Annotated in this window: 3 protein-coding genes; 1 reads left to right on the top strand and 2 read right to left on the bottom strand. The window is 64.3% G+C overall.

Translation table 11 applies throughout. The features are described from left to right. Positions 1–43: 43 nt before the first annotated feature. A complete protein-coding gene (locus P7C00_RS20245; protein WP_404937219.1) occupies positions 44–523 on the bottom strand; it encodes a hypothetical protein in 480 nt (159 codons plus the stop codon). Further along, complete coding sequence (locus P7C00_RS20250) at positions 520–11,631, bottom strand: filamentous hemagglutinin N-terminal domain-containing protein (protein WP_404937220.1); 11,112 nt, start codon at positions 11,629–11,631, stop codon at positions 520–522. Before P7C00_RS20250 ends, P7C00_RS20245 begins: the two co-directional genes overlap by 4 nt. Before the next feature lie 367 nt (positions 11,632–11,998). On the opposite strand from P7C00_RS20250, the gene P7C00_RS20255 reads away from it, so the two are divergent. Beyond that, positions 11,999–13,174, top strand: a complete 1,176-nt coding sequence (locus tag P7C00_RS20255) for an SRPBCC family protein (RefSeq protein ID WP_404937221.1) — start codon at positions 11,999–12,001, stop codon at positions 13,172–13,174. The last annotated feature ends 17 nt before the right edge of the window (positions 13,175–13,191 follow it).

Below are 13,191 nucleotides of genomic sequence, written 5' to 3' on the forward strand. Positions count from 1 at the left end.
GCCGCCCCCGGCTGTCAATAACGGCAACCGGGGGGCACGTGGATCATTCGGCCACGGTGGGACCAGGATCCTGCTGCGGCAGGAACAAACGCGCGGTCAGCCAGCAGGTCATGGCTGCGGCCAGGAAGATCAGCAACAGGCCAAGCAGGTAATCGGAATATCGGGCCGTTGCAACGTAATTGACCACTTCGCGAATGAACAGCAAGGCCCATGACATGGCAAGACCGCCGCCAATCAGCGACACAGCGCTGCAACTGAACGCGCTCCTCCTGACTTTTATCAGCGCCACCCCCAGGGCCAGCCCGAGGAAAGGCACGAAGAACACCAACAGCGTCATTAGCGGCGCCAACACGGGCATCAGCAACAGCTCCCCTCCCCTGACTTCGCCCAGCAAGCGCGGATTGCTGGTCAGATGAGCAAGCAGCAACACGAAGTTCACCAGGCCGGCAACAAAACCCGGCACCAGGGGACACAGCACAAACACTGCAAACACCTTCAGACGTGGGTATTTCACCTCAGTCATGGAGCGCATCCCTGACTTTTTGAATAACCCAGCAGCTTGCAACCAAACTCGACCCTGGAGGCGTAATCCAGAATATTGATACCACCCGGAACACCCTGCCTCTCCTCAATAAAGTGCCCTGCTATTCCTGAAGTATTGGTGGCCTTGCCCGATATCGTCTGAAACAGATCTCGGCCCCCCAGATACTTTTCATGAACCGGCTGCAATATAGTCTGTTCGCCTTTCAACTGCTTGATATCCCAGGCGACCGGATCGGTGGTGGCCTTGTTGTAGAGATTCTTGAAATTATCGAAGCCACCGGTGATCAACGCATCCCCGGCCGCCTTGCGCCAGTCGTAGACCGGCGCCACTACTCGTCCAGCAGCGAAGGTGATGTAGGACGGCAGGTAGGTCCCATCACCATCGGCACCCAACCCGGTCAAAAAGGCCCTGGACACTTCTTCCGCCCCGCCAAACCACTTGGCGCCAATGCCCAGGTTCTGCTCATAGACATTACTGGCACCGAAGAAGTTGGCCCGGTTGTCGATGGTGTTCAGGTAGGTCACCAGGCGCGTCGCTGCCCCTTCAGTGTTGTAGAGGTAGTCGAAGGTGTTCTTCGAGGAACGGACCACGTCCTTGTTCATGATTTTCCAGGCATCCTTCATGGCCACGTACTTGATCGAAGCGTTGACCGCCGCCCGGCAACCGTCGCCGGTCGGCGCCTTGTCGCAGATGCTGCGCATCTCCGAGTCCAGCCACTCGCTGAGTTTCTCGGCCTTGGTCACGGCGGCCTTTTTCTGCTCATCGGTGGAGCAGGTACGGCCCGACAGGCAGTTGCCCAACTCGTCGAAGGCCTGGTGCGTCAGGTAGTTGTTCTGGGTGCCATTGGCCGCCACCGTCGAGGCGATGCTCAGGTCACCGCCGGCGGCGGCCGCCCCGAGAACCCCGACAATCTGCGACAGGGCCATCAGGTTGGCCTGGGCCTGGATGTACTCCGGCGAACCGGGGATCAGGTTGTCCGGCAGCAGCTTGTCCCCCAGCACCCCCACCAGCAACTCGTTGGCACCACCGGCGATGGCTCCAGTGCGGAAATCACCGCCCATGGCTTCAGACAGCAGGCCGCCAAGCCCGGCATGCAGGGCGATTTTCGCCAGGCCGCCCTCGGTCAGGCCCAGGTCGCCGATCTTGCCGGCGCCATACGCCCCGCCGATGCTGGCGGCGGTTCCGGCTGCCGAAGCTGCCAGGTTGTCCTTGAAGCTGCCGCCATAGACTGCGGTCTTGATCAAGGCATCGGCCGTGACCTTGACCGCCACGGTCTGCAGGCTCTTGGCATCCAGGCCCATGGCGCTCGGGTTGTAGTTCAACCCCTGGGCCACCCCGGCGGTGGCTGCGGCCACTGTGTAGCCCTTGATGCTCTCCTTGGAAGTCACGTCCTTGAGGACCTTGCCCAGGTTGCCGCGGTTGTCGATGGTGCTGACCGTGGCCTTGGTGGCAACGTTCACCGCCACTGCCTGGAGCATGGTGTTCATCCCGGCCATCATCGGCCCCATCACCGCCGCCAGGGCGATGGCGATGATCAACTGCGCTGCCGGGCCCAGGCCCGAGTTGTTGTACTTGAAGGACTCGTGGATCTCCTTGACCTGGCGCCAGTCCACGTCGCCCCGGGCCTCGGCCTGTTTCAGCCAGGCCAGTTGCGGGTCGGCCTGGACCATGGCGTCGATAGCCTGGCTGACGCTTTTCTGGTCGATGTGCTTGATGTCGATCTTCAAGCCTTCCACGGCCTTGATGGTCAGGCTGCCGCCGGCCACCAGGCTGCTCTGGCGCAGGGTTTCATCGGTGTTGCCGCGGCCTTTGGAGGAATTCCAGAAGGCATTGTTGTTGCTCTTGGTGTGGCTTTCGTCGTGCAGGTCCTTGACCCCCTCGAAGGTGATCGCGCCGCCACTGTCCAGGGTCAGGTCCTTGGCGCTTTCCAGCTTGGCCACCTGGTACTTCTGGTCGCCGCCGCTCTTGAGGGTCAGGTCGCCGCCAGTCGTGATCTCGCTGCCGATGTTGGTGACCTGGGTCACCTCGTCACGCCGGGTCTTCTTGCGGCCCCAACTGCCCTTCTTCTTCATGTCGTACAGCGAGTAGTCGCTGTCCTGGGCCGCCAGCAACTCCAGGTTGTCACCGGCCACCAGGTAGGCTTCGTTGCCGGCGCTGATGCGACTGGAGATCAGGCTCAGGTCCTTGCCCGCACTGAGGACCACATCGGCGCCGGCGGTCAGCGAGGTGCCGACCTGGCTGACATGGTCTTCCTGGCGGGTGACCTTCTTGGTCTTGGAGTAGCTGTGCTGCTCGTCCGCCGCCGAGGCCAGGGTCATGTCCCCCACGGCATCCATGGCGATGTTGCGCTTGGCCTCGATCTGGCTGGCGACCGCCGTCAGGTCGCGTCCGGCGCTGACCGCCAGATCCCGCCCAACGCTGACGCTGGAACCGTGCTGGGTGATGCTTTCGTTCAGATAGCGGTCGCGGGTGAGCTTGTCGTGCTCCTGAGCCGATACCAGATTGACGTCACGAGCGGCGATCAGGGTGGTGTCGCCACCGCTGCTCAACACGCCGCCGACGTTGTTGATGTCGCGCCCGGCGCCCAGGTTCAGGTCGTTGCGGGCCTCGATCCGCGCCGCGTTGTTGACGTAGTCCTGGCGCTGGGTGGTGGAACCGGGGTTGCTCTGGAAGGTGGTGACGCTGCGCTCGTTGATCACATCCCCCGCCAGGGCGCGGACGGTCACGTCACGCCCGGCAATGATGCCGCCGGCCTGGTTGACCACGTTGTCCCCGGCCAGCAGGTTCAAGCGATTGCCGGCCTCGATCAGGCCACTGTTGAGCAGGTCGGTGCCCGCTGTCGCACTGAGATTCTCACTGGCACGCAAAGTCCCGGAGTTGACCAGGTCCTTGCCGGCGATCAGGGTCACGTCCCGGCCCTGGACCAGGGCACCGTTGGCCGCCAGACGGTTGTTGGCGTTGGCCAGGTACAGCACCGGCACCAGCACCTTCTCGCCGTTCACTTCCTGTTCTTCGAGCCAGACAATGTCGTGGGTCAGGGCCGCCACTTGCTGGGAGGTCAGGGTCACACCCACCGCCAGGTTGAGCGAGTCCTTGCTGGCGATGGCGTTGTTCATCAGGTACTTGAACATGCCCTCGTCGCTGTTCTGGCCATCGAGGAACCGCTGACCGGTGCGCGCCGTCACCGCCTGCTGGATCAGCCGCTGCTCATAGAAGCCGTCCCCCAGGCGCTTGGCACTCTGGTCCGGGTCATACCCCAGGTTCGACAGCAGATAATCGGAACTCATGAACTGCTTGAGGTCGGTGAGCAGCGGGTTGGTTTCGATCAGGTATTTGTGGGGATTGCTGCGCACGCTACTGTCCGGCAGGCCCTGGACCCGGCTGACGCTCTGGTTGCCGGTGCCGCCCACTGGCGACAGCACGCCCAGCGGCGAGTCCGCCGCCGTCGCGCTGACCTGGACCGCGGCAGTGCGGCCATCGACGCCGGTGGCCTGGTGATCCTGCAGATTCAGCTCACGAGCGTCCAGGACCACCTGCGGCAGCGGTTGGCTGCTCAGGTCCCGAGGGCGGATCGGCTCCGGCCCGGCCTGACGCGAGGTCAGCTCCAGGCTCGCGCCCCCCATGTTCCAGCTTTGCGCCGGGGCTGCGGGCGGCGCAGTGCCCCCCTGGCCACTCAAGCGAAACAGCCCGTTCTGCCCCGACGGCAGGCTGAAGTTCGGCAGGCTCAGGGGATTGACCTGCTGCTGCGCCAGGTCCGGCGGCAGCTGGGAGTTGAGCACCACCATCAGCGGCTTGCTCGATGCCCCGACGCCGGTGTCCCGGGCGCGATCGCCCACGGCAATGGCGCTCTTGATCACGCTGATGTTGCTGATGTCGTTGGCCGCCGTGAGCCGGGCCTTGCCGCCGGCCTGGATGATGGCCGGCGCCGAGGAAGAACTCAGGGTCGAGGTCTCTACCGGCCGGTCGATGCCATAGAAGATCCCCGGGTTGAACTTGGCCACCAGGGCCGCGAAGTCCTGCTGGTTGAAGGCACTGCCCTGGGGGTGCGCCCGGTCGTAGGCCTGCACGTCACGGGCCAGCTGGAAGAACAGCCCGCGCTTGATCTTGACCCCGGCACCGACTTCATAGCCGGAAGACCCGGACGCCACCAGAGAGGCCTGGTTGGTGATGGTGCCGCTGCTGATGGTCAGGTCATTGCCTGCCGATACGGTGCTGTAGCGGTTGAGGAAACTGCTGCTGTTGACCGTCAGGTTGCCCCCCGCGTTCAGGGTCGACTGCGGTGAGTCGCTGGTCACCACCCCTTCTACCGTCCGGTAGATAAACACCGGCCCCCGGACCCAACTGGCGCCACCGCCGCAGTGCTGGACGCAGCGGATGGTCATGCGGCCATCAGTGATCTGCTGGCTGGCCTCGTATTTTTCCCGGTCGTTGACCAGATCCAGTGCAGCGATATTGATATCGCCGCCGCTCTGGATATTGCCGGAGATGTTTCTCAGGCTTTGGGCCGAGGTGCCGGCCGCCATGCCGGCCACGGTCAGGCCGCCCAGGCTGTAGAACTCGCCATAGCTGTTGGTCAGGGTGTTGACGTTGAGGCTGGCGTTCTGGCCGCTGAAGACAAAACCATGGTCGTTGACCAGAGTCGGGGTGGTCAGGCTCAGGTCCTGGGCGCCGCCCAGGGTACCGGTGTTGAGCACGCCGCCGGCCTTCACGGTGAGTTTGGCGTTGGAAGTCAGGCGCCCGGCGTTGTTCAGTTGCCCGCCGATATTGACCTGGGTATCACCGCCGCCGGCGATGCTGCCGGCACTGCCCAGGTTCACCTGGGCAGCACCGAAGGTCATGCCGCCCAGGCTGGACACCCGGCCATTGCCGGAATAGGTGCCGCCGATCTGCAGGTCCAGGCTGCCATCGCTGGCCAGCAACCCGTCGTTGCTCCAGTTGCCGCCCCGGGCCTGCAAGTGCTGGCTGGCCAACAACTGGCCGCTGGCGGTCTGGGCGAATTGGTTGACGTTGAGGTTCAGGCGTCCGGCCTGGATCACACTGCTGTTGGTCCAGCTGTCAGCAGTGAGGGTCAGGCCTCCACGGGTGATCAGGCTGCCGCCGGCATTGATCACATTGCCGGTGGCGATATCGAAGTTGCCTTCACCCAGGTGCAGCAGGCTGCCACCCTGGTTGAGCAAACCCGACGCCGCCAGGGTCAGGTCGGTGTTGGCGGTTTCCAGCAGGCCGTTGCGGTTGTCGAACTGACCGCCGATCTGCAGTTCGGTCTTGCCCCCGGTCGCCAGGGCCCGCAGCTTGCCGCCCTGGTTGTCGAGGCTGGCGCCTCGCAGGGCCAGGCTCTCGCGGCTTTCAATCAGGCCGCCACGGTTGTTCACTGGCCCCTTGAAGTCCAGGTCGATGTGCTGGCCGTTGACCTGCCCGACACCGTTGTTCAGCGAGTTGCCACTGGCCTTGACCCGCCCGCTGGCGTACAGCCCGCCGTTGCTGTTATCCACCCCTGCGCCACCGCTGTTGAGCAGCAGGTCGCCGCCCTTGGCCGCCATGCGCCCACCACCGTTATCGATCCCGGCCAGGGCCTGCAGGTCCAGGCTCTGGGCCTCGGCCTGGCCGCCATGGTTGTTCAATTGCCCCCAGACACGAGCCTGAAACAGACCCTTGAGGCTCGACAGCACCCCGCCGCGGCTGTCCAGGTTGGCGCCCTGGATACGCAGGTCGCCGTCTTCGGCGATCAGCTTGCCACCCTGGTTGTCGATATCCCCGGTCATGGTCAGGGTCTGGGCCTTGGCGCTCTGGATCGCTCCCTGGGCATTGTTCAGACTGCCGGCATTGAGACTCAACCCGGCGTCACGGCTGTAGATCAGGCCATCACCCTGGTTGCTCAATTGGCCAGTGGTGGTGATTTGCAGCGCTCCGTTGGCGGCCAGGGTGCCACGGTTGCTGTTGTCCAGGCTGGCGCTGAACAGGGTCATCAGGTTCTGGCTGATCAGTTGCCCGCCCTGGTTGTCGATCCGGCTCGAACGCTTGAGCAACAGCGGACCACTGGCGGCCAACTGGCCCTGGGCATTGACCAGGGCGCCCAGCAGGTCGAGGGTCACCGCGCCTTCACTGCGCAGGTTGCCACCCTGGTTGTTCAGACTATTGCCGGTGAAGTTCAAGGCGCCCACGGCGCTGAGGCGGCCGCCCTGGTTGTCCAGTTCGCCGGCGCCGATGTCGAGGCTGGCGCTGCTTTCAATCAGCCCGCCCCGGGCGTTGTTCAAACCGCCACTGCCAAGGATCAGTTGCTGCTCGCCCTTGCTGGTGACGATGCCCTTGTCGCTGTTGTCCAGGCTGGCGGCCTTGAGGGTCAGCTGACCCTGGCTGGCCAGCCCGCCTTGCGCACTGTTGAGCAAGGCGCCGCTGAGGTCGATATGCAGATCCCCCAGCAGGCTCGACACGGTGCCTTGCTGGCGGTTGTCCAGGCTGCCACCGCTGAGGTTGAGCCCCTGCCAGCCGGAGACCAGCCCCTGCTGGTTGGTCAGCTGCGCTGCCTCGACCCCTAACTGCTGGTTGCTGATCAGTGTGCCGGCGCTGTTGTCCAGATTGCGCCCGGCCAGGTTGAACCCCTGGGCGCTGGAGATTTCACCTTCGCGGTTCTGCAGGTCCCGCAGGTGGGCGATGCTCAGCACGCCCTGGGTGTTGATCAGACCCTGGCGGTTGTCCAGGTCCGAGGTCTGCGGTCCCAGGTCGATGCTCAGCGCCGTGCCGCCCAGCAGCTTGCCGCCCCGGTTGTCCAGACCCTTGGCGCTGAGCTGCAAGCCCCCGGCGGACTGGATCAAACCCTGGTTCTGCAGCGGTCCGGCGACCCTCAAGCCCAGGTCGTGGTCACTGAGCAGCGAGCCACTGTTGTCCAGGCTGCCGGCATCGATCTGCAGGGCGGCAGCGGCAATCTTGCCCTTGAGTGCGGTCAGCGCGCCGTCGATACGCAGGGTCAGCGCCTGCTGGCTGAGCAGTTGCCCGGCGCTGTTGTCCAGGCTTTGCGCCGCCAATTCGAAGGCCTGCTCGCTGGAGATTTCACCCTGGCGGTTGTTCACCGAGCCCAGGTTGTTCAGCACCAGTGGACCGGGGGCGTTGATGAAGCCGCCCTGGTTGTTCAGCGTGCCGTGATTGAGGTCAAGGCTCAGGGCAGTCTTGCTGAACAGCTTGCCGCCTTGCTGCTGCAGGCCACTGACCGAGGCCTGCAAGGCCTTGGCGCTGCCGATGCTGCCCTGGTCGTTGTTGACCTGGGTCGCGGTCAGGTTCAGTTCATCACCGCTGTTGAGGTTGCCGCCCTGGCTGTTGTCCAGTTCGCCCGTCTCCAGTGCCAGCTTGGCCTTGCTGCTGATAACGCCCTGCTGCTGGTTGTCCAGACGAGCGCTGGACAGAGTCAGCGCGGCGTCGCTCAGCAGCTTGCCGCCCCGGTTGTCCAGGGCCTCCCGGGCGCTGATCTGCAGGGCGCCAGCGCTGGACAGACTGCCCTGGCGGTTGCCGAGATTGCGCACCTGGATGCCCAGACGGCCTTCGCTGCTGATGCGGCCTTGATGGTTGTCGAGGTCGCCGGCGAGCGCCAGGTCCAGGCGCTGCAGCCCCACCAAGTGCCCGTCCTGGTTATCCAGGCTCGTGCCTTTGAGGCTCAGGCCCTGGTCCGCGCTAATCAGCCCCAGGCTCCGGTTGATCACCTGGGCCACGGTCAGCGTCAGGTCGCCGCTGGCCAGTACCCGCCCGGCATCACTGTTGTCCAGGCGCTCGCCGACCAGGCCGATCTGCCGGCTGGACAGCTCGCCGCCACGGTTGTCCAGTTGCCCGATGTTCAGGTCAAGCTGCCGGGTCGCCCCCAGCAGGCCGTCCTGGCGGTTATCCAGGGTACCGGCCTTGAGGATCAGTTGGGCGTCGGCCAGGATCACTCCGCCCTGGTTGTCGGCCGCCTCGGTGACCTGCAACTGCAGGTCGCCACGGCTGTGCAGCTCACCCTCGCGGTTGTCCAGACGGGTGCTGCGGCTGTCCAGTGCCGCCGCCGCCATCAGGCCCTTGACGTTGATCAGGGCCTGTTCGATGCGCAGGGTCAGCGCCTGGTTGCTCAGGACCTTGCCGCCACTGTTGTCCAACTGCCGAGCGTTCAGGCTGAAGGCCTTGGCCCCGGAGATCTCGCCACCGCGGTTGTCCACCTGATCGAGGTTGTGCAACAGCAGTTGCCCGGGGGTGTGAAGGTTGCCGCCCTGGTTGTTCAACTGCCCGTGGTTGAGGTCCAGGGTCAGATCAGCATTGCTGAACAGCTCGCCCCCCTGCTGATCCAGACCGCTGACACTGGCGTTCAGGGCCTGATCGCTGCCGATCCGGCCCTGGTGGTTCGTCAGTTGTGCGGCGGTCAGGGTCAACTGCCCGGCGCTGGTGAGGCTGCCGCCCTGGCTGTTGTCGAAGTCCCCGGTGTTCAGACGCGCGTCAGCCTTGGCACTGATCACGCCCTTGCCACTGTTGTTCAGGCTGGCGCTGTCCAGGGCCAGGCCTTGTTCGGCGACGATGGCGCCAGCCTGGTTGAGCAGCGCCCCGCGGCTGTCGATGCTCAGGGCCTGGGCGCCGGTCAGGCGGCCGCCGCGGTTGTCCAGGCTGCCGACCTTGAGGGTCAGCAGGTCTTCACCGCTGATCAGGCCACGCTGGTTGTCCAGGGCTGCGCTCAGGGTCAGCAGCAAGGGCTTCTGACTCACCAACTGGCCGCCGCTGTTGTCCAGGCTACTGCCGCTGAGATTCAGGCCCTGCTTACTGAACAGCAGCCCCTGGTTCTGGTTGATCACCCGGGCCACCTTGAGCAGCAGGCGATCGTCGGCCAGGATCTTGCCGCCGTCGCTGTTGTTCAGCCCCTGGCCGTTGATCTGCAGCTCGCCCCGGCCCGACAGCGCACCGCCACGGTTGTCCACTTCAGCGACGTCCAGGGTCAGGGTCTTGAGGGACGCCACCAGGCCTTTGTCGCGGTTGTCCAGGTGCTGGCCTGTGAGGTACAGATCGCCTTCGGCCACCAGTTCGCCGCCCTGCTGGCGCAGGCTGTCGACCTGGGCCTGCAGGTCACGTTTGCTGGCGATACGCCCGCCGTTGTTGAGCACTTCCCGGGTCTTGAGCTCCAGGCCGGAGGTGGCGCTGAGCAGGCCGCCACTGTTGTCCAGCCGGCGTCCTTCTACAGTCACCGCGGCCTGGCTTTCCAGGCGGCCCTGGTCACGGTTGTCCAGCTCGCTGCTCAGCAGGTTCAGGGCCTGGTCCGCCCGCATCACCCCGCCGCGGTTGTCTGCCATCTCGCCACTGACCTGCAAGGTGTCGCTGGCGGAAACCTTGCCCTTGCGGTTATCCAGATGCCCGGCCTGTACCTCAACGACTCCGGTGGCCTGGATCAGTCCCTTGTCCTGATTGTCGAGACGCCCGGCGACCTCGGCGCTGAGGCGCCCCTCACTGCGCAGATTACCGGCCTTGCTGTTGTCCAGATCCCCTGCGCGCACCTTCAGCAGTTGCTCCGCCCCCAGGGCCCCGCCCTGGTTGCTGATCTTCCCGCTGGCGCTGATGTCCAGGGTGTCGCCCGCCATCACCAGCCCGGCGACGTTGTCCAGTGAAGTCACTTGCAGGGTGACCTGGGTCAGGCTGGTCAGCTCACCGTGGCGATTGCCCAGGTGGCCGAGATTGGCCTTGAGCTCGCCATCACTGGTGATCAAGGCGTTGTGGTTCAGCAGTTGCCCGGCTTGTAGCACCAACGCATCGCTACTGAGCACCCGGCCCTGGTTCTGGTTGTCCAGGGTGCCGGCACTGAGCGTCACCTGACGTTGCCCACTCAAGGTACCGCCCCGGTTGTCCAGGGTCTGGGCGGTAGTGATCGTCAGATCGCGGCTGGCGACAATGCTCTTGCCGCGGTTGTCCAGGCTCTGGGCGGTGAGGGTGATGTCCGCGTCGGGGTTGCGGCTGTTGTCGACATTGATCCCGGCTTCGATGATGCCCTTGTTGGTCAACTGGCCACCGCTGTCGAGGGTGATGCGGTCCCGGGCGGCGAGGGTTTTCTGGCTGCTCAGGTCGTCCCGGGTCTGCACCTTGAGCTCGCTGCCGGCGTAGACCGCGCCCTGGGCATCGAGGCTGCCGGCCTTGATCGCCACCGCGCCCTTCTCGGCAGTAGCGTCGGCCATGCGCAGCTGGCCATCGGCATCAAGCTGGATGTCGCCGCCACTGGCGATCAGCTTGCCGTCGAGCTTAACCCCGACCCCGGCCTCGGTGCCCACCAGCTTGATGGCCCCGGCGTACATGCCGCCCAGGGCCGAAGAGTCTATCGCCAGTTGCGGTGCATCCGCCGGGTTGGCGGCGCGGGCCGTGGCGTTCAAGGTCTTGGCATCGACATCGTTGGCCCCGGCGATCACCGCCAGGTGCTTGGCCTGGATCTCGGCGTTGATTTTCGCGCTGCGGGTGATGATTTCGAACTGGTCGATATTGCCGGCGTTGAGGCCCGCGCCCTCGATGGACACGCTGCCCTGGTCCACCTGATAACGCTGGATCTGGCCGTTCTCGATCACCGGTTTGCCGGTGGTCAGGGTGGCTTTGGGGGTGTTGATGAAGCCACAGCCGTTGCAGCTGACGCCGTAGGGGTTGGCGACGATGACATGGGCCGATTGCCCGGCCACTTCGGTGTAGCCCTTGAGCTGGCTGGGGCTGCCGCCGTTGACTTCGTTGAGAATCACATTGGCCGAACGGCCGCCCAAATTGGCGTTGCCGAGGATGATCCCCCCCAGCTGGGTGGACTGGGTGCGGCCGGTGGCGTTGTTGAGGATCACGCCCTGCTGGCCGACGTTGTAGTCGCTGAACTTGTTATGGGACAAGCCGCTGCCATTGGGCGCGGCAATGTTGACGATGGGCACGCCATTACCCGCCTGACCGAGTGTGGTGCCGCTGCCGTTGACCACAATACCGTCGGCCATCACCACCAGCGGCTGCCAGAACATCATGTTGGCGAGAATGAACGCCAGGCTGCGCTTGGACAAGCCGCAGAAAGAGTCACGCGATTGCAGGGCAGCCGAAGGCTGGCGGGCCATAAAGGCGAGTTGGCGAACGTCCATGTCAGTCTCTCAACAATGCAGGAGTCAAAACCCCAAAGGCCCTCATCCCGAAGGCCCACGGCGAGCGATAATTGATTTTACGAGGCAAGATCGGACTGGAAATCCATCGATCCGCAGCAGAGAAAAGCGGGTCAAAAGAAACAGAACATCAGCAAAAGTAATATCAATTTGATGGCAAAATACTAAATAGCCACTATTCTGGCGTCAATCTTTCATTCACCCCGTCGCCGCCTCGACACGCTTTCCCCCGGCCCTTTTCACGGTCTTTTCAGCTTGATGAATAATGCTCATTCCCACTATCCATTGGCTGGATAAAGGGTCGACGGCTACGCTGCAGCCCACAAAAACAACAACGGGAAACAGCGCCGTGCGAACCACCACCCAACACTTTCGCGAGCAGTATCGAGCCGCGGTCAGTCCGCGCTACAACCCCTGGCTGCATGGCGGCTTCGTCCTCGGCTACGGCGTGCTGTGCATCGCAGTGCTGTGCAGCACCCTGGAGCGGGTGCTGCCCCGGGAATGGCTGGCGGTGCCGGTGTCGCTGCTGTTCTTCAACCTGTGCATCTACGTGGTGCATCGCTGGCTGGGGCATCACAAGCAGCCTTTCGCCCGGCTGTTCTATGCCCGGCATACCGGCGACCACCACAGTTTCTTCACCCCGGGACTGATGACCTATGAAGGCCGCAAGGACTGGCGGGTGATTCTGTTTCCGGCCTGGCTGATCGTGGTCCACAGCCTGCTGTTCGCCCTGCCCCTGTGGGGGTTGCTGAGTGTCTGGAACAGTAACGTCGCGGCGCTGTTCGCCAGTGGCACCTTGATCGGCTACCTGGCCTATGAGGTCTTCCATGCCTGCGAGCACTTGCCCGCCAGCCATCCCCTGGCGCGCCTGCCCTGGGTGCGGCAGATGCGCCGCCTGCACGAACTGCATCACCGCCGGGAGCTGATGCAGGAGCGCAACTTCAATATCGTCCTGCCGCTGATGGACTGGCTGTTTGGCACCTTGTACTGGCAACCGGAAGAGGTGCCGGCCCCCGTTCCCTTTCCTGACGAGTCCACGCCCATGACCCGCATGCAGCATCAGATCGAGATCCCCCGCAGTGCCGCCACCACCCTGGCCTACGCCGCCAGCCCACGCTGCTGGCCACAATGGCATCCATCCTCTCTCAAGGTGTTCGGTGACGATGGGCCCCTGTTCGCCGGACAGGGTTTCGAGGAAGACATCCATGCCGGCGGACGCAGCGGCCACCTGAGCTGGCAGGTCCAGGAGTACCTGCCGGGGCACCGCTGGCGCGCCACTGCCCGGGGCGATCATGGCCTGGAACTGCAAGTGACCTATGAATGCCAACCGCTGGCGGCCGAACGCACGCGTTTTGTGCGGACCCTGGAATACCGCTTCGACAACCTGCTGATGCGCCTGGGCAATCAGCTGTTATTCAAACGGCGGATAGAGCGAGAATCCGCCGCGTCATTGCTGGCATTGTGTGAGACGGCCCAACAGGCCATCCCGCTGCCGACCAGCGACCCGGCCCGCAGCCCATCCTGAAGCCGCCCCACGACAGG

Source organism: Pseudomonas sp. JDS08PS003 (assembly GCF_045013505.1).
GTDB classification, from domain to species: Bacteria; Pseudomonadota; Gammaproteobacteria; order Pseudomonadales; family Pseudomonadaceae; genus Aquipseudomonas; species Aquipseudomonas protegens_B.

What these genes read in the sequence shown, in the direction of transcription:
- P7C00_RS20245 (WP_404937219.1), bottom strand. Translation starts at nt 523, where the DNA reads ATGACTGAGGTGAAATACCCACGTCTGAAGGTGTTTGCAGTGTTTGTG.
- P7C00_RS20250 (WP_404937220.1), bottom strand. Translation starts at nt 11,631, where the DNA reads ATGGACGTTCGCCAACTCGCCTTTATGGCCCGCCAGCCTTCGGCTGCC.